This window comes from Solimonas aquatica (assembly GCF_900111015.1).
Taxonomy (GTDB): Bacteria; Pseudomonadota; Gammaproteobacteria; order Nevskiales; family Nevskiaceae; genus Solimonas; species Solimonas aquatica.
This window is the reverse complement of record NZ_FOFS01000010.1, coordinates 93,578-111,898: the sequence shown is the minus strand read 5'-3', so window position 1 is coordinate 111,898 and position 18,321 is coordinate 93,578. Positions and strand designations below refer to the sequence as shown.

Sequence of the window (18,321 nt, the reverse complement as noted above, 5' to 3'; positions counted from 1 at the left end):
ACGTGCTCGGGGCCGTTGCAGACGCGCCATCCCTGGCGCGGCTGCAACTGAGCCGGACTTCGTGTCCGGCTCTCCCACTGCGCTCGCTGCGCTGCTCGGTGCGAGGCAAAGGGGGTTCAAAGGCAACGGCAAAGCAGAGCTTCGCGCGTGAAGCTGCTGTGGCTTTTGACGTTGGGGTCCCCGTCTCTGGCGCTGAGCTGTGCGGCGCGCGCAGGGGAGAGCCGCCCAGGAAGGGCGGCTCAGTTGCGGCCACGCCAGGGATGGCGTGTCCGCAACGGCCCCGAGCACGTTGCACAGCGAAGGTACCCGCGCAGCGGGCGCCAGAGCCGGGGTGTGCTTTCTCTTGCTTACTTCTCTTTGCACAAGCAAAGAGAAGTAAGTCCGCCGCCGAAGGGCGGTGGAAGAAGGCAATAGATTGAGCATCACGCGAAGCAAGCAACAGCAAAGCCCGGCGGCTTACGGCGCTTTCGCGCCTAAGCCGCCCTACGGTGGGCTATGGAGTGCTTATGGCCTAGGCCTGTGGCCCGGTTGCTTCAGACCGGGCGGTTCTCGTTGGGGTTGCGTACCGGGCCCATCAGCTTCAGGCCTTCCTCGTAGGTGATCTTCGGGAAGCTCTCCTTCCAGCGCAGCGCCGTGCGATACACCGCTTCGAGCTTGGCGCCGGTGTCCAGACGCTTGAGTTCGTTGCGCTCCAGATACAGCAGCTCCAAGAGCTCGTTCCAGGCCGTGGCCTCGTCGATCGGCAGCACCGTGAACGTCGCGCCGTTCAACTCCATCTGATAACGCTTGCTCAGATCGATGTTGTTGCAGAACAGGAAGTAATGCCCGTCAGCGGCCAGCGCATCGCCCAGCACCTCGGCCAGCGCCTTGGCGTACTCGAAGGACAACAGATAACAGCAGAGAAAAGGGATCTTGGTGTCGCCGGCCTTGGCCACCATCATCAGCTGCTCGGCCAGGACCTCCGGCGGACGCGCTTCGTCGGCCAGGCGCGGCGCGAACTTCAGCGCCAGCTCGCCGCGAAAGCCGAACAGGCCGGCGCCGGGCATCGCGCCCTTGAAGACCGGATTGAAGAGGCGGCCTTCGCTTTCCAGTCGGGCCAGGGCGGTTTCAGTGATGAGGGTCATGCGGTTTTCCGTGTGGGTGGGGTAAGTGTGTGGAGCCGAAGTCATTGCGGATGAAATCGGCGGTGCGCTGGAACGCCAGCGCCAGCGTCTGCTGCAGCTCGGGATCGGTGACACAGCGCGTCAGGGCGGCGCGCATGCAGGCCATCCAGGCATCGACCTCGGCCTGGCCGATGGCAAATGGCAGATGGCGCTTGCGCAGGCGAGGATGGCCGCGCTCGGTGGAATACAGGGCCGGACCGCCCAGCCATTCGCTCAGATAACGCACGAGAGTGGTCTTGATGGCGCTCAGGTCGGCGGGGTGCATGTTGCGAATGCCACGCGCCTGCTCACGACCATCCATCTCTTCATAAAAAGCCTCGACCAGCGCGCGCACCGCCGCTTCACCGCCGATGCGCTGGTAATGCGGATTGGCGCTGCCACCGTCAGCGGAACTGAGCGTGGGCTTGGCTTGTACGGCTTCAGACATGAGCGTGAACATCCATCAGGCTTTGCCGATTCGCGGGCAAGCGCTATGCCATGCATGAAAACCCAAGCAGCAGCAGCGTTCTGCAGTGGCGCAGGCGAAAGGACATGACGCGAGGCCTACCCGAAAACGCGGGCTTTGTCGGGTTTACAACAATGCCGGCGGCGTGCGCGACAGCACCGTAAAAATGGAAAAACAAAATGAAAAACAGCGTGATGTGAGTGTCACGCACAGATGGCACGGGCGTTGCTCTTTCGGTCTTGCACCGAGATGTCTTGCTGATGCGTAGCTCGAAGACGAAGACCTACAAATGAAGCGATCAGGCTGCATGCCGGTGGCGCTGTTGCGGTGAGACGGAAAGGTTTTCCGGCTCACATTAGACCTGACATTTTTTGACGAACATCATCTGGAGATTGGCATGGCCTCGTTAAGACAAATCGCGTTTTACGGCAAGGGTGGCATCGGCAAGTCCACCACCTCGCAGAACACCCTGGCGGCCCTGGCGGAAATGGGTCAGAAGATTCTCATCGTCGGCTGCGATCCCAAGGCCGACTCCACGCGTCTGATCCTGCACGCAAAGGCGCAGGACACCATCCTCTCGCTGGCCGCCGAGGCCGGTTCGGTGGAAGACCTGGAGCTGGAAGACGTGATGAAGATCGGCTACCGCGACATCCGCTGCGTGGAGTCCGGTGGTCCGGAGCCGGGCGTGGGCTGCGCCGGCCGTGGCGTGATCACCTCGATCAACTTCCTGGAAGAAAACGGCGCCTATGACGGCGTGGACTATGTGTCCTACGACGTGCTCGGCGACGTGGTCTGCGGCGGCTTCGCCATGCCCATCCGCGAGAACAAGGCGCAGGAAATCTACATCGTGATGTCCGGCGAGATGATGGCGATGTACGCCGCCAACAACATCTCCAAGGGCATTCTCAAGTACGCCAACTCCGGCGGCGTGCGCCTGGGCGGCCTGGTCTGCAACGAGCGCCAGACCGACAAGGAGCTGGAACTGGCCGAATCGCTGGCCAAGAAGCTGGGCACCAAGCTCATCCACTTCGTGCCGCGCGACAACATCGTGCAGCACGCCGAGCTGCGCCGCATGACGGTGATCGAGTACGCGCCGGACTCCAAGCAGGCCGCCGAGTACCGCAACCTCGCGCAGAAGGTCCACGCCAATGCCGGCAACGGCGTGATCCCGACGCCGATCAGCATGGACGAGCTGGAAGACCTGCTGATGGAGCACGGCATCATGCAGGCCATCGACGAGTCGCAGGTCGGCAAGACCGCTGCCGAGCTGTCGGTCGCGGCCTGAGTGTGAATCGTAGGGTGGGTTGTGCCTGGCGCAGCCCACCATCCCCAACGCAGCAAGCGGGTTAGGGACATGGCCTAACCCACCCTACGAACCGCAGTGAAATTTGGAGAGCGCAATGAGCGTCACCGTTGAAGAACAGAAAGCTGCCAACAAGGCACTGATCGAGGAAGTGCTGAAGGCCTATCCGGAAAAGATGGCCAAGAAGCGCGTCAAGCACCTGGGCACCTACGAGTCCGGCAAGCCGGATTGCGGGGTGAAGTCCAACATCAAGTCGCTGCCGGGCGTGATGACGATCCGTGGCTGTGCCTACGCCGGTTCCAAGGGCGTGGTCTGGGGCCCGATCAAGGATATGGTGCACATCAGCCATGGTCCGGTGGGCTGCGGCCAGTACAGCTGGTCCTCGCGCCGCAACTACTACATCGGCACCACCGGCATCGACACCTTCGTGACGATGCAGTTCACCTCCGACTTCCAGGAGAAGGACATCGTCTTCGGTGGCGACAAGAAGCTGGACAAGATCATCGACGAGATCCAGGCGCTGTTCCCGCTCAACAAGGGCATCTCGATCCAGAGCGAATGCCCCATCGGCCTGATCGGCGATGACATCGAGGCGGTGTCCAAGCGCAAGAGCAAGGAGCTGGGCGGCCACACCATCGTGCCGGTGCGCTGCGAAGGCTTCCGCGGGGTCTCGCAGTCCCTGGGCCACCATCTGGCCAATGACGCGATCCGCGACTGGGTGTTCGAAGGCAAGACCCAGAAGGCACCGGAATTCGAAGCCACGCCTTATGACGTGGCCATCATCGGCGACTACAACATCGGCGGCGATGCCTGGTCCTCGCGCATCCTGCTGGAAGAGATGGGCCTGCGCGTCATCGCGCAGTGGTCGGGCGACGGCACCATCGCCGAGCTGGAGAACACGCCCAAGGCCAAGCTGAATCTGCTGCACTGCTACCGCTCGATGAACTACATCAGCCGCCACATGGAGGAGAAGTACGGAATTCCCTGGGTGGAATACAACTTCTTCGGCCCCACGCAGATCGAGAAGAGCCTGCGCGAGATCGCGGCGCATTTCGATGACAGCATCAAGGCCAAGACCGAGGCGGTGATCGCCAAGTACAAGCCGCTGATGGAGGCGGTGATCGCCAAGTACAAGCCGCGCCTGGCCGGCAAGAAGGTGATGCTGTTCGTCGGCGGCCTGCGTCCGCGCCACGTGATCGGCGCCTACGAGGACCTGGGCATGGAAGTGGTGGGCACCGGTTACGAGTTCGCCCACAACGACGACTACCAGCGCACCACGCATTACATCAAGGACGGCACGCTGATCTATGACGACGTGACCGGCTACGAGTTCGAGCAGTTCGTGGAAAAGGTCAAGCCGGATCTGGTCGGCTCCGGCATCAAGGAAAAGTACGTGTTCCAGAAGATGGGCGTGCCCTTCCGTCAGATGCACAGCTGGGACTATTCCGGCCCGTATCACGGTTACGACGGCTTCGCCATCTTCGCCCGCGACATGGACATGGCGATCAGCTCGCCGATCTGGTCCCTGACCAAGGCGCCCTGGAAGGCCGCTGCATGAGGTGCTGAACGTGAGGCGTGCGGCGCTCGTTTCGCGCCTCACGCCTCAGCGCTCACGCCCCAGGTCTCAAATCTCACGGAGTAAAAGCAATGCCACAGAGTGCAGAAAAGGTTCTCGACCACGAGCTGCTGTTCCGCGAACCGGAATACCAGCAGATCTTCGCGAGCAAGCGCGCGCAGTTCGAGAACAAGCATAGCGATGCCAAGGTCGATGAAGTCCGCGACTGGACCAAGACCAAGGAGTATCAGGAAAAGAACTTCGCCCGCGAGGCGCTGACCGTGAATCCGGCCAAGGCCTGCCAGCCGCTGGGCGCGGTGTACGTCGCCAACGGCTTCCACAAGACCTTGAGCTTCGTGCACGGCTCGCAGGGTTGCGTGGCCTACTACCGCAGCCACTTCTCGCGCCACTTCAAGGAACCGACCTCCTGCGTCAGCTCCTCGATGACCGAGGACGCGGCGGTGTTCGGCGGCCTCAACAACATGATCGACGGCCTGGCCAACAGCTACAACCTGTACAAGCCGGAGATGATCGCGGTCTCCACCACCTGCATGGCGGAAGTGATCGGCGACGACCTCGACGCGTTCATCAAGAACGCCAAGCAGAAGGGCAGCGTGCCGGCCGATTTCGACGTGCCCTTCGCGCACACCCCGGCCTTCGTCGGCAGCCACATCACTGGCTACGACAACGCGATCCTGGGCGTGCTCAAGCACTTCTGGGACGGCAAGTCCAAGACCGCCGAGCCGCTGGTGCGCGTGCCCAATGACTCGATCAACTTCATCGGCGGCTTCGACGGCTTCGTGGTCGGCAACATGAAGGAGATCAAGCGCATCTTCGATCTCTTCGAGATCGATTACACGGTGCTCTGCGATCCTTCCGGCGCCTGGAGCACGCCCACCGACGGCGAGTTCCGCATGTATCAGGGCGGCACCACCAAGGCCGAGGTCGAGCGCGCGCTGCACGCCAAGGCCACCATCGTCTTCCAGGAATACTGCTGCGAGAAGACCACCAAGTACCTGCATGAAAAAGGTCACGAGGTGGTGGTGCTCAACGCCCCGGTGGGCGTGGCCGGCACCGACCAGCTGGTGATGGCGCTGTCGCGTCTGAGCGGCAAGCCGGTGCCCGCGCAGCTGGAGCTGGAGCGCGGCCTGCTGGTCGATGCCATGGCCGACAGCCAGGCGCATCTGCACGGCAAGCGCTTCGCGCTCTACGGCGATCCCGATCAGCTGATCGGCTACACGCAGTTCCTGCTGGAGCTGGGCGCCGAGCCGGTGCATGTGCTGGCCACCAATGGCGGCGAGGACTGGGCGGACAAGGTCAAGGCCCTGCTCGCGGCCTCGCCCTACGGCCAGAACGGCAAGGTGTATCCGAAGCGCGATCTCTGGCACCTGCGCTCGCTGCTGTTCACCGATCCGGTGGATTTCGTGATCGGCAACACCTACGGCAAGTATCTGGAACGCGACACCGGCACACCGCTGGTGCGCCTGGTGTTCCCGATCTTCGACCGCCACCACTACCACCGCTTCCCCACCTGGGGTTACGAAGGCGGCATGCGCGTGCTGGTGACTCTGCTCGATGAGTTCTTCGAAACCCTGGACGCCAACACCAACGTGCCGTCCAAGACCGATTACTCCTTCGACATCATCCGCTGAAGAGTCTGACGGTCTAGCTCCCGAGTGCGCCCTGCCGGCCTGGTGTCGGTGGGGCGCTTTTTTTATGGAAGGGGCTGCTGGGGAACAGGTATGACGGACACGGCGCTGGATGCGCGCGGTTTCTATCAGATGCTGCAGCAGGCGTTCGCGCGCCAGCTGCGCGGCCCGCGCGGACCGGCCTTGCCCGGGGCCTTGCTGAATCTGGGCTTCGAGAGTTTCACGCGCAACGTCGAGGCGCAGTGTGAGGACGAGCCGCCGCTGGCCTGTGATCGCGGCTGTGCGGCCTGCTGCAGCCTGCGGGTCGCCGCCAGTGCGCCGGAAGTGCTGCTGGCCGCGCAATTCCTGCGCGCGGTGCAGCCGGGGCTGCGGCAGCGCGGCATCGATCTGCTCGGCCGCTTGCGCGAGGTGGAGGCGAAGGTGCGCGGCTTGTCGGAGCCGCAGCGCGTGGCGCTGCGGCAGGGCTGCGCCTTCGTCGTGCAGGGCGTGTGCGTGATCTACGCGGTGCGCCCGCTGGCCTGCCGTGGCCATGCCTCGCACGATGCACGCGCCTGCGCCCAGGCCGCCGCCGGACGCGTGGAGCAGGTGCCGTACAGCGTCGGTCATCAGCGGCTGCGCAGCCTGGTGCAGAACGCGCTGCAGGCGGCGCTGCGCGAAGCCGGTCTGGCCTGGGGCCTGTACGAGTTTCATCAGGCCCTGCGCATCGCCCTGGAGCATGAAGACGCGCTTTGCGCCTGGCTGGCGGGCGAGGAGGTGCTGCTCGCGGCGAAGCTGCCGGAGCTGCCGGAAGCGGAGCTGGCACAGGCGTATGACGCCTTGCAGGGCGCCAGGAACTGAGCGCCACCCGGCAGGCGCCCGTCAGGGCGGGGCGCCCCGGTGCCGCGCGGCGGTTCGAGGCGCGGGCGCGCTCAGCGCGCGGCGTCCTGCGGCTGCATGAGCTGGGTGATCAGCGCCACCGGCGCGCTGCCATAGGAGAGAAAGCTTTCGTGGAAACGCTTGAGGTCGAAGCGTTCGCCCAGCTCCTGCTTGAGGTGCTCGCGATAATCGTAGATCGCGGAGAAGCCGGCGTAGTAGAAACTCAGCTGCACCCCCAGTATCTGCGCGCGCCGCCACTTGCCGCGTGCTTCGGTTTCATCCTGAAACGCTTCGTCACGCAGCAGGCGCAGGGCCTGCGTTTCGCTCATGTTCTGCACATGCACGCCATAGTCCAGCAGCGTGTTGCCGATCACGCGCAGGCGCCATTTGTCATACATCAGTTCCATCTCCGGCTCGCCGCCGCCCCAGCCGCTCTCCAGCATCATGCGCTCGGCGTACACCGCCCAGCCTTCGACCATGGCGTTGTTGCTGAACAGCGATTTGATCAGGCTGGGCGATTTGTTGGCGTAGATCAGCTGCACATAGTGGCCGGGCACCGCCTCGTGGATGCTGAGAATCTGCATCAGCCAGCGGTTGTATTCGCGCAGGAAACTCTCGGCCTGCGCCGGGCTGTAATCGTCCAGGGCGGCGACGTTGTACCAGGTTCTGGCGGTGGGGTCGTAAGGCCCCGGCGCGGCCAGCGAGGCCATGGAATAGCCACGCTGATAGGCGGGCATCACGCGGATCTGCAAGGGACGGCTGGGGTCCAGCGTCAGCAGGTCCTGTTGCGTGACCCAGGCTTCCAGACGCGGAATCAGCGCCTGGATCTGCGGATAGAACTCGGCGGGCGCGGCGTGCTGCTCGGAGAGCCGCGCGATCATGCGCGCCACCGCCTTGAGGCCCTGCGGCATCGCCTCGCCGGGAAAGTATTTCGGCCACAGCTGAGCGCTGAGCTGCTGCATGCGCGCGTGCACCTGTTGCCATTCCTGCTCGGCGCGCGCGTGCAGGGCCGCCGGGCTCATGCCGGTCTGCACCTGATAGGCAAAGCCTTGCTCGTAGAGCGCGGCGCCGATGCGGAAGTCATGCGCCGCGCCGCCGGTTTTCAGTTTCGGCTGCAGTGCGCGCAGAAAGCGGACATAGGCTTCGATGGCGCCGCGCGCGGCGCGCAGACGCTGCGCGAAAAGCTGCTGCTCGTGGGCGTCCAGCCCGGACTGGGCCACGCGAGCCAGCAGGCCGTCGCCGAACACATCCAGGCTGCCCTGGTTTTGCTGGATGGCCAGCTCGGTATGCACGCGGCTGGGGTTCTGCAGGGCCTGCTGCGCGGCCGCGTAGTAAGCCGGCACCTGCGCCAGACGCAGCGACACCTCGCGCAGGCGGATGTCCTCATCCGCATACGGCGTGTCGAGCAGCAGGGCGAAGGCGTCGGCGATGTTGTACTGCGAAGGCTGCCACTGCCAGTCGCGCAGCTCGTGCAGCTGCCACAGCTCCAGGCGCAGCTGATTGCGCAGCACCGCCTGATCGCTGCGCAGCGCCGGACCCAGCTCCGCCGCGGGAATCGCGTCCAGGGCCGCGAGGTTCTCGCGCAGGAACGCATCCAGGCGGCGACGGTAGTCGGCATCGGGCGCCGGCAGCTGCGTGGCATAGCGGTAGTAGCCGGCGGCGACCGCGGCCTCGCCATGCAGCGCCCAGTAGTGATCCAGGAACGCCTCGCCGAACTGTTCGGCAAAGCGCGCCGCCGCGCCGTCCTGGCTGCGGGCCGGCAGGGTCGGCAGCAGCATGGCGCCGGCCAGCAACATTCCGATACATTTCCCCAAGCGGCCCATAAGCTCTCCCTAAGCTGAACTCCTATACTAGTCGGGTATGTCATCGGCCTCGATCCGGTTCTACCACCACAGCCTGCTGATCTTCCTGATCGGCAGCTTGCTGTTCGTGCGCCTGGTCGATCTGCACTGGCACCAGCCGGTGTGTCCGCCGCAGGCCCAGCAGCGGGACCTGCACACCGCCCACCTGGCCGACGCCGCCGCGCCGCAGGACGAGGCGCAGCACTTTGCCGATGTCAGCCTCACCGGCGACGACGGTTTTGCCCTGCAGCTGCCGATTCTGCCGGCGCTGGCCTGCGGCCTGGTGTTGCTGCTGCTGCTCGGCCTGCCCCTGCGGGGCGTGCCGATGCCGCGCGAGCTGCGCGCGCCGCCCGCGCGCCGCAGCTGTACCCGGCTGCCGCCCGGCTGCGGTCCGCCTGCCCTGATAATGCGTTAACACGCCCGTGCCGGCCGCTGAAGGCCGGTGTCCGGTCACGCTTTTATCAGTGGAGCGTCGTTCATGTCGTCCCTCTCGAAGGCAGGTCGCAGCCTGGCGCTGCTGGCGCTGGCCTGCCAAACCTTGTTGTACGCCCAGCCGCCGGCCGAGGCGCCGCCGGAACCCGCGCAGCTCTCGCTGCCGGCTGCCGCGCAGCTGGCGCTGCGTTTCAATCCCGAACTCGCCAAGTTCGGCTATGACCGTCAGGCCCTGCAGGGCCGCCAGACCCAGGCCGGACTGCGGCCCAATCCGGAACTGGGCCTGGAGTTCGACAACTTCGCCGGCAGCGGCGCCGCGCGCGAGATCACCCTGCGCCTGAGCCAGGCCATCGAGATCGGCGGCAAGCGCGATGCGCGTCTGAACCAGAGCCAGCGCCTGCTGGACCGGCTCGATGCCGAGCAAAGCCTCGCCCAGCTCGAGGTGCTGGCCGAGACCACGCGGCGCTTCATCGATGTGGTGGAAACCCAGCAGCAGCTGCGTCTGGCCGAGCGCGGCGTGGACTATGCCCAGCAGAGCCTGGCCGCCGCCCGCCGCCGCGTGGCGGTGGGTGCGGCCTCCAGCCTGGAGATCAACCGCGCGCAGATCGCCCAGGAACGCGCGCTGCTGGAACGCGAGCACCAGGAGCATCTGCTCAGCACGCTGCGCCGCAAGCTGTCCGAACAATGGGGCCGCAGCGAGGCGCAGTTCGAAGCCGCGCAGGCGCAGCTGCTGGAACTGCCCGAGGTGCCGGACTACAGCGAGCTGCTGGCACGGCTGCGGCGCAGTCCGGATTTCGCGCGCTTCGATCTGGAGCGGCGTCTGCGCGAGGCGGACCTGCGGCTGGCGCAGGCCAAGGCGCACGGCGATCCGGTGCTCAGCGCCGGCCTGCGCCGCACCGACAGCGCCGGCGATGTGGCGATGGTGGCCTCGCTGCTGATGCCGCTGCCCTTCGCCAACCGCAACCAGGGCGCGATTGCCGAAGCGCGCGCCCTGCGCGAGCGCGTCGACACCGAGCAGCAGGCCGCGCAGGTCAGGAGCGAGGTGGTGCTCTACGACATGCTGCAGGAGCTCAGGCACGCGCGCACCGTGGTCGAGAGTCTGCAGACCACGCTGCTGCCGCAGGCCGAGGAGGCCCTGACGCTGACGCGGCGCGGCTATGCCAATGGCCGCTACTCGCAGCTGGACCTGATCGATGCCCAGCGCACGCGCCTGGAACTGGAACGCGAGCTGATTGCCAACGCCGCCGACTATCACCGTTATCTCGCTGCCGTGGAGCGCATGACCGCGCTGGCCCCGGCCGCCGCAGCCCCGTAAAGGCCCTGCCATGAACCGTCAATTTTTCCTCTTGCTGTGCACCCTGAGCCTCGCCGCCTGCGGCGATGCCCCGAAACCTGCCGCCGCGCCCGCCGCAGCTGCGCCCGCGGCTTCGCTATTGCAGCTCAGCGACACCCAGCAGCGCGAAGCCGGCGTGCGCCTCGCCGCCGCCGCACCCGCCGAGATCGCCGAGACGCTCACCGTCTACGGCGAGATCAGCGCCACCGATGATCGCCTGCGCCGCATCAGCGCCCGCTATCCGGGCATTGCCCGCGAGGTGCTGAAGAAAGTCGGCGACAGCGTGCGCGCCGGCGATACCCTGGTGGTGGTGGAATCCAATGACAGCCTGGTGCCGTACCGCATCAGCGCGCCGATTGCCGGCCGCGTGCTCGAACGGCACGTCAATCCCGGCGAGGCGATGAGCGAGCAGAACCTGTTCGTGATCGCCGATCTGTCGCGGGTCTGGGCGCAGCTCTCGGTGTTTCCCGCCGACGCGGCGCGCGTGAGCCCGAACCAGCGCGTGGAGGTGCGTGCCGAGCGTGAGGCGGAGGCGCAGAGCGCGAGCATCGAATACGTGGCGCCGGATGCCGACAGCGCCGCGCGTCGCGTGCGGGTGCGCGCCACGCTGGACAATGCCGATGGCCGCTGGCGACCGGGACAGTTCGTCGCCGCCGATATCGTGGTGGCGCAGCACAGCGCGGCGGTGAGCGTGCCGCAGAGCGCGCTGCAGGACATCGACGGCCAGCCGCATGTCTTCGTGCGCAGTGACAAGGGCTTTGCCGCGCGCGCCCTGCGTCTGGGCCGTCAGGACCGGCGCAATGCCGAGGTGCTGGAAGGCTTGAAGGCCGGCGAGAACGTGGTGGTGGCCAACAGCTATCTGCTCAAGAGCGAATGGCTGAGCCGGGAGGAGTGAACCATGATCCGCTCCCTGCTGCACCTCGCCGTCACGCGGCGCTGGCTGATGCTGACATTCTCCCTGGGTCTGGCCGTCGTCGGCGTCTTTGCCTATCAGCGACTCACCGTCGATGCGGTGCCCGACATCACCAATGTGCAGGTGATGATCGCGGCGCGCGCGCCGGGTTATTCGCCGCTGGAAACCGAGCGGCGCGTGACCTTTCCCATCGAAACCGCGCTGGGCGGCATGCAGAACCTCAGCCGCACGCGCTCGATCTCCAAGTATGGTCTGGCGCAGATCACCGCCGTGTTCGAGGACGGCACCGATCTGTATCGCGCGCGCCAGCTGGTCAATGAGCGCCTGCTGGAAGTGCGCGGCAATCTGCCGCCGGATGTGGAGATCAATCTCGGGCCGGTGGCCACCGGCCTGGGCGAGATCTTCATGTACGCGCTGCGCGCCGATGCCAAAGCCCGGCAGCCTGACGGCTCGCCCTACGATGCCACCGCGCTGCGTTCGATCCAGGACTGGATCATCCGCCCGCAGCTGCGCCAGACCCCGGGCGTCACCGAGGTGGACACCATCGGCGGCCGCGTCAAGCAGTTCCATGTGCTGCCGGACCCGGCGCGCCTGCTTGCGCAGCGCCTGGGCCTGGCCGATCTGGCCGATGCCCTGGTCGCCGGCAACGGCAGCCGCGGTGCCGGCTACATCGAGCGCAACGGCGAGCAGCTTCTGGTGCGCACGCCCGGCGAGCTGCGCGGCGTGGAGGACATCCGCCGTCTGGTGGTGGCCAGTCGCGACGGCGTGCCGGTGACGGTGGCCGATGTCGCCGAGGTGCGCATCGGCGCGCCGCTGCGCACCGGTGCCGCGCAGCTGGGCACCGAGGAAACCGTGCTGTCCACCACCTTCATGCTGATCGGCGAGAACAGCCGCCGGGTCTCGGAGGCGGTGGCGCAGCGCCTGGAGGAAATCCGCAAGCGTCTGCCGGCCGGTGTGGAAGCGATCACCGTCTACAACCGCAGCGAGCTGGTGGCCAAGACCGTGGCCACCGTGCAGAAGAACCTGATCGAAGGCGCGCTGCTGGTGATCGTGGTGCTGTTCCTGATGCTGGGCAACCTGCGCGCGGCCCTGCTCACTGCGCTGGTGATTCCCTTGTCGCTGCTGATGACCTTCACCGGCATGGTGGCCGGCAATGTCAGCGGCAATCTGATGAGCCTGGGCGCGCTGGACTTCGGTCTCATCGTCGATGGCTCGGTGATCATCGTCGAGAACTGCATCCTGCGCCTGGGCCAGGCCCAGCATGAGCACGGCGGGCCGCTGTCGCTCACGCATCGTCTGGCGGTGGTGCACGAGGCGTCCTCGGAAGTGTTCATGCCCAGCCTGGTGTCGGTGCTGGTGGTGGTGCTGGTGAACCTGCCGATCTTCGCCCTGAGCGGTGTGGAAGGAAAGATGTTCCATCCCATGGCCATCACCGTGGTGATGGCCCTGCTCGCGGCGCTGCTGCTGTCGGTGACCATGGTGCCGGCGCTGGTGGCGGTCCTGCTGCGCGGTCCGATCTCGCACGAGGACAACTTCATCGTGCGTCAGGCCAAGCGTGTCTACGCGCCGCTGCTCGATGGCGCGCTGCGCCAGAGCAGGACGGTGCTGACCGGCGCCGTGCTGCTGGTGCTGCTCTGTGGCTGGCTGATCACGCGCCTGGGTGCGGAGTTCATTCCCAATCTCGACGAAGGCGATGTGATCATCCAGCCCACGCGGGCCGCCGGCATCGGCATCGAGCAGGCCTTGCGCACGCAGAAGCTGGTCAATACCGAGCTGCTGAAAGTGCCGGAGGTGAAGACCGTGTTCGCGCGCACCGGCACCAATGAAGCCGCCACCGACCCGATGTCACCGGGCGAGACCGATACCTTCGTGATGCTCAAGGAGCGCAGCGACTGGCCCGATCCGCACAAGCCCAAGGCGCAGCTGATCGAAGAGCTCTCGGCGGTGGTCGAGGCCGTGCCCGGCGCCGCCTACAGCTTCACGCAGCCGATCCAGATGCGCTTCAACGAGCTGATCTCGGGCGTGCGTTCGGACCTGGCGATCAAGGTCTTTGGCGACGATCTGGAAACCCTGGAGCGCACGGCGAACCGCATCGCCCGGCGCATCGAGAAGATTCCCGGTGCCGCCGACGTCAAGGTCGAGCAGGTCAGCGGTCTGCCGATGCTGTCGGTGGAACCGCGGCGCGAGCAGCTGGCGCGTTACGGTCTGCGCGTGGCCGATGTGCAGCAGCTGGTTTCCACGGCCATCGGCGGCAGCCATGCCGGGCAGATCTTTGAAGGCGATGCGCGCTACGACGTGGTGGTGCGGCTGCCGGAAGATTTGCGTGACGATCCTTCTGCGCTGGCGCGTCTGCCGCTGCTCACGCCGGATGCCTACGTGCCGCTTGCACAGGTCGCGGACATTCAGCGGCGCCTGGGGCCGAACCAGATCTCGCGTGAAAACGGCAAGCGCCGCGTGGTGGTCACTGCCAATGTCCGCGGCCGCGATCTCGCCGGCTTCGTGCAGGAGGCGCAGGCGGCGGTGGATGCGGGCGTGCATCTGCCGGCGGGTTACTACCTGAGCTGGGGCGGCACCTTCGAGCAGCTGGCCTCGGCGGCACAACGCCTGAGTGTGGTGGTGCCGATTTCGCTGCTGATGATTTTCGGCCTGCTGTACTTGAGCTTCTCCAGCGTCAAGGACGCATTGCTGGTGTTCTCCGGCGTGCCGCTGGCGCTCACCGGCGGCATCCTGGCGCTGTGGCTGCGTGGCATTCCGCTGTCGATCAGTGCCGGCGTGGGTTTCATCACGCTTTCGGGCGTGGCGGTGCTCACGGGTGTGGTGATGGTGTCGATGTTCCGTGAACTGCTCGCGCAGAACCGTCCGTTGCAGGAGGCGATCATCGAGGGCGCGATGACGCGCCTGCGTCCGATCCTGATGATCGGCCTGGTAGCCTCGCTGGGCTTTCTGCCGATGGCACTCAACACCGGCACCGGTGCGGAGGTGCAGCGGCCGCTGGCGACGGTGGTGATCGGCGGCATCATCTCGGCGACGATCCTGAGCCTGCTGGTGATGCCGGTGCTGTTTGCGCTGGCCCACCGACGCGACGCACGCAGCTGAAGCTTCAGCCGCAGCGAGCAGCCAAACCGTAGGGCGGGTTGGGCGCGAGAGCGCCGTAACCCGCCAGGGCTTGGCTGTTTTTTGGCCAGCTTGGTCTCTCGATCTATTGCCTTCTTCCACCGCCCTTCGGCGGCGGCCGCAGAAGCTCCCCCGTAGGTCGCTTCTGCTCTCTTTGCTTGTGCAAAGAGAAGTAAGCAAGAGAAAGCACACCCCGGCTCTGGCGCCGGCTTCGCCGGTGCCTTCGCTGTGCAACGTGCTCGGGGCCGTTGCAGACACGCCATCCTGGCGTGGCTGCAACTGAGCCGGACTTCCATGTCCGGCTCTCCCCTGCGCTCGCCGCACAGCTCAGCGCCAGAGACGGGGACCCCAAAGTCAAAAGCCACAGCAAAGCAGGTTCGCGCGATGAGCGTTGCTGCGCTGTTGCTTTTGACTTGCCCCCCCTTTGCCTCGCACCGAGCAGCGCAGCGAGCGCAGTGGGAGAATCGAACAGGAAGTTCGATTCAGTTGCAGCCGCGCCAGGGATGGCGCGTCTGCAACGGCCCCGAGCACGCGAGCAGCGCAGGCTTCCGCCGCCGCGACAGCGGCGACGGATGCGAGGCGTAGGGTGTGCTTTCTCTTGGGTACTTCTCTTTGCACAAGCAAAGAGAAGTACCTCGGGCGCCGACAGGCGCACGAAACCAAGGCTGGATCAAGAAACAAACCAAGCAACAAACAGAAAAGCCATCGCGGCTTTTGGCGCTATCGCGCCCAAGCCGCCCTACGGAGTTGCGGCCTTGTTGCGTCCGAGTCGTGAACGCATCGCGGCGCTGCGGAACGCGGGATGGCGGGCATCTGGCCGGGGCCATGGCGGGTGTTGTCGGGTGAACCCCGACCGTCGGAAATGACAGACAGGCAGGCTCGGCCGGGTCTTCAACCTTAACCCCATCGGCGGTTTTGCGAAAGCACTTTTATCCGCCGGGCGCATGGGCTAGATTCAGATCACACCGGCGCTGGTCACCACACTCGGCCAGCCGGTTTCACGAAACCGTCCTCACAATTAGCACCTCATCCGTCAGCGTCCCGCAGCCCGCACCGAGCCCCTCGGCGGCGGGCTGCGCCGCTTCTGCCTTCCTCCCTCTACCGCGGCGCCGCCGGGCGCTACCGGACTTCTCATCACGATGAGCAAGCGCAAGATCTTCGTCCTCGATACCAACGTCCTCCTCCACGACCCTTCCTCGCTGTTCCGCTTCGAAGAACACGATCTGTACATTCCCATGGTGGTGCTCGAAGAACTCGACGCCGCCAAGAAGGGCACCAGCGAAATCGCCCGCAACGCGCGTCAGGTCAGCCGCTTTCTCGATGAGCTGATGCAGGACAAGAATCACGCGCAGATCGAAAAAGGTCTGCCGCTGCCGGGCACACGCGGGCCGCTCAACGGCCACGGGCGCGGCAAGAAAGGCGAGCCCGCCACCGGCCGGCTGTTCTTCCAGACCCGGCCCAACGATGCCTCGCTGCCGGGACTGATGCCGGGCAACAAGCCCGACAACAGCATCCTGATCAACGCCCTCGACCAGCAGGCCAAGCATCCCGGCCGGCACGTCGCGCTGGTCAGCAAGGACATCAATCTGCGGATCAAGGCGGCGATCGTCGGGGTGCATACCGAGGATTACCACAACGACCAGGTGCTGGACGATCTGGACCTGCTGTACTCCGGCTACAAGGAGCTGCCGCACACCTTCTGGCAGACCCATGGCGAGCGCATGGAAAGCTGGCAGGACAATCGCGGCCGCGCCTGCTACCGCATCAAGGGTCCGCTGGTGCGCGAGTGGCACGTCAACCAGTTCCTGTACATCCCGGACGATGACAAGGACAAGGGCCTGGAGCTGATGGTCAGCCGCATCGAAGGCTCGATGGCCGAGCTGCGCGTGATCCGCGATTACCGCGCCAGCAAGACCAGCGTCTGGGGCATCCACGCCAAGAACCGCGAGCAGAACTTCGCGCTCAATCTGCTGCTGGACCCGGACATCGACTTCGTCACCCTGCTGGGTACGGCCGGCACCGGCAAGACCCTGCTCACGCTGGCGGCAGGTCTGGCCCAGACCATGGACGAGCAGCGCTATCGCGAAATCATCATGACCCGCGTCACCGTGCCGGTGGGCGAGGACATCGGTTTTCTGCCCGGCACCGAAGAGGAAAAGATGGCGCCCTGGATGGGCGCGCTGATGGACAATCTGGAAGTGCTCACGCAGAACGGCGCCTCCGGCGACTGGGAGCGGCAGGCCACCAACGATCTGCTCGCCAAGCGCATCAAGATCCGTTCGCTGAACTTCATGCGCGGCCGCACCTTTTTGAACCGCTACATCATCATCGACGAGGCGCAGAACCTCACCGCCAAGCAGATGAAGACCCTGATCACGCGCGTGGGCCCGGGCTCCAAGATGATCTGCCTGGGCAATCTCGGCCAGATCGACACGCCTTACCTGTCCGAAACCACCTCCGGTCTCACCTATGTGGTGGACCGCTTCCAGGGCTGGCCGCATGGCGGCCACGTCACCCTGGCGCGCGGCGAGCGTTCACGACTGGCGGCCTACGCTTCGGATATCCTGTGAGGCCACAAAGATGGCTGAGGAGCGCGGCATGCTGGGTCGGATGGCGAAATCGGTGAAGGACGGGGCGCTGGCGGTGGGTTTGCGCGCTTACGTCAACGACAAGCTCAAGGAGTATGGCGAGGTGCTGGACTGCCAGATCGACACCAGCAAGAACACCTTGAGCCTGCGCGCGCAGCTGCGCGGCGATCCGCAGCCGGTCAGCGCCACCATCAAGCGCTACGAGCTGGAGCGCGAGGACGGCGAGGTGTACTTCTCCATCAAGGCGGTCGAGACCTCGCGCGAATGGGTGACGTTGCTGCTCAACAAGCTGCTGATCGGCCGCCGCTTCAAGATTCCGTCCAAGGTCGCGGGTCTGCTCTGAGTCGCGCGTGGAGCTGAGCGCCACGCTGCTGGCGCTGTGCGGCTTCGCGCTGCTGGCCGGCTTTGTCGACGCGGTGGTGGGCGGCGGCGGCCTGATCCAGATTCCGGCACTGCTGGTGCTGCTGCCGCAGATGGAGCCGGTGACGCTGCTGGGCAGCAACAAGTTTGCCAGCGTCTGGGGCACGGCGATGGCCAGCTGGCAGTACACGCGGCGCCTGCCCATCGAATGGGCCAGTACCCTGCCCACCATCCTCACGGCCTTGCTGTTCGGCTTTCTCGGCGCGCGCACCGCCGCGCTGATTCCCCGCGACTGGTTCCGTCCCCTGGTGCTGGCGCTGCTGCTGGCGGTGCTGGCCTATACCCTGGCGCGCAAGAACCTGGGCAGCCTCCACGCGCCGCGCCTGGGTCGGGGCGCGAGCTTCTGGCTGGCGCTGGCCACCGGTGCCGTGATCGGCTTCTACGACGGCTTTTTCGGACCCGGCACCGGTTCGTTCCTGATCTTTGCCTTCGTGGGCCTGTTCGGCTTCAGCTTCCTGGCGGCCTCGGCTTCCGCCAAGCTGGTGAACCTGGCCACCAATCTCGCCGCCCTGAGCTTTTTCATCAGCCACGGCCAGGTGCGCTACGAGATCGCCGCGCCTATGGCGCTGTGCAATCTCGCCGGCGGCTATCTGGGTTCGCACCTGGCGCTGAAGCGCGGCAGCGGTTTCGTGCGCGCGCTGTTCCTGCTGGTGGTGAGCCTGCTGATTGCCCGCTACGCCTGGGACATCCTGCGCAGCGCCTGAAGCGGG

General features: G+C 65.7%; 14 protein-coding genes. 11 read left to right on the top strand and 3 right to left on the bottom strand.

Features of this window, described 5'->3' with window-relative positions; all coding sequences use genetic code 11:
* Positions 1–533: 533 nt before the first annotated feature.
* Together BMY12_RS13280 and BMY12_RS13275 are read right to left on the bottom strand one after the other, a co-directional pair.
* Positions 534–1,124 (bottom strand): hypothetical protein, encoded by a 591-nt coding sequence (locus BMY12_RS13280; protein ID WP_093287060.1) that lies wholly within the window; start codon positions 1,122–1,124, stop codon positions 534–536.
* Positions 1,108–1,590 carry a group II truncated hemoglobin gene (locus BMY12_RS13275; RefSeq protein WP_093287341.1) on the bottom strand — a complete coding sequence of 161 codons (483 nt, stop codon included), beginning with the start codon at positions 1,588–1,590 and terminating at the stop codon, positions 1,108–1,110. Before BMY12_RS13275 ends, BMY12_RS13280 begins: the two co-directional genes overlap by 17 nt.
* Positions 1,591–2,005: 415 nt before the next feature.
* Between BMY12_RS13275 and nifH the strand changes: the two genes are divergently transcribed.
* The 4 genes from nifH to BMY12_RS13255 all read left to right on the top strand — a co-directional run bounded on the left by nifH (position 2,006) and on the right by BMY12_RS13255 (position 6,952).
* Entirely contained in the window at positions 2,006–2,893 is an 888-nt protein-coding gene (gene nifH / locus BMY12_RS13270; protein WP_093287058.1) for a nitrogenase iron protein, read from the top strand.
* 115 nt (positions 2,894–3,008) lie between these two features.
* Positions 3,009–4,469, top strand: coding sequence for a nitrogenase molybdenum-iron protein alpha chain (gene nifD / locus BMY12_RS13265; RefSeq protein ID WP_093287055.1), 1,461 nt, complete (start codon positions 3,009–3,011; stop codon positions 4,467–4,469).
* Between the two features lie 89 nt (positions 4,470–4,558).
* Positions 4,559–6,118, top strand: coding sequence for a nitrogenase molybdenum-iron protein subunit beta (gene nifK, locus BMY12_RS13260; protein WP_093287053.1), 1,560 nt, complete (start codon positions 4,559–4,561; stop codon positions 6,116–6,118).
* Positions 6,119–6,208: 90 nt separating this feature from the next.
* On the top strand, positions 6,209–6,952 hold the full coding sequence (locus tag BMY12_RS13255; RefSeq protein ID WP_093287050.1) for a YkgJ family cysteine cluster protein: 744 nt from the start codon (positions 6,209–6,211) through the stop codon (positions 6,950–6,952).
* Positions 6,953–7,023: 71 nt separating this feature from the next.
* Here the strand turns inward: BMY12_RS13255 and BMY12_RS13250 are convergent, their stop codons facing one another.
* Positions 7,024–8,766 (bottom strand): DUF885 domain-containing protein, encoded by a 1,743-nt coding sequence (locus BMY12_RS13250; RefSeq protein WP_093287048.1) that lies wholly within the window; start codon positions 8,764–8,766, stop codon positions 7,024–7,026.
* 64 nt (positions 8,767–8,830) lie between these two features.
* Here BMY12_RS13250 and BMY12_RS13245 point away from each other — a divergent pair, with 64 nt between their 5' ends.
* The 7 genes from BMY12_RS13245 (at position 8,831) to BMY12_RS13215 (ending at position 18,315) form a co-directional block, all read left to right on the top strand.
* Complete coding sequence (locus BMY12_RS13245) at positions 8,831–9,226, top strand: hypothetical protein (RefSeq protein ID WP_093287045.1); 396 nt, start codon at positions 8,831–8,833, stop codon at positions 9,224–9,226.
* 63 nt (positions 9,227–9,289) lie between these two features.
* Positions 9,290–10,558 carry a TolC family protein gene (locus tag BMY12_RS13240; protein WP_093287043.1) on the top strand — a complete coding sequence of 423 codons (1,269 nt, stop codon included), beginning with the start codon at positions 9,290–9,292 and terminating at the stop codon, positions 10,556–10,558.
* A gap of 10 nt (positions 10,559–10,568) precedes the next feature.
* The gene (locus BMY12_RS13235; protein ID WP_093287040.1) at positions 10,569–11,471 is read left to right on the top strand and encodes an efflux RND transporter periplasmic adaptor subunit; all 903 of its coding nucleotides are present in this window, start codon (positions 10,569–10,571) and stop codon (positions 11,469–11,471) included.
* Between the two features lie 3 nt (positions 11,472–11,474).
* Positions 11,475–14,585, top strand: a complete 3,111-nt coding sequence (locus BMY12_RS13230) for an efflux RND transporter permease subunit (protein ID WP_093287037.1) — start codon at positions 11,475–11,477, stop codon at positions 14,583–14,585.
* Between the two features lie 1,157 nt (positions 14,586–15,742).
* Positions 15,743–17,173, top strand: a complete 1,431-nt coding sequence (locus BMY12_RS13225) for a PhoH family protein (protein ID WP_093287034.1) — start codon at positions 15,743–15,745, stop codon at positions 17,171–17,173.
* A 28-nt stretch (positions 17,174–17,201) separates the two neighbouring features.
* The gene (locus tag BMY12_RS13220) at positions 17,202–17,534 is read left to right on the top strand and encodes a hypothetical protein (protein ID WP_245732503.1); all 333 of its coding nucleotides are present in this window, start codon (positions 17,202–17,204) and stop codon (positions 17,532–17,534) included.
* A 7-nt stretch (positions 17,535–17,541) separates the two neighbouring features.
* Complete coding sequence (locus tag BMY12_RS13215) at positions 17,542–18,315, top strand: sulfite exporter TauE/SafE family protein (protein ID WP_177188991.1); 774 nt, start codon at positions 17,542–17,544, stop codon at positions 18,313–18,315.
* Positions 18,316–18,321 lie beyond the last annotated feature (6 nt).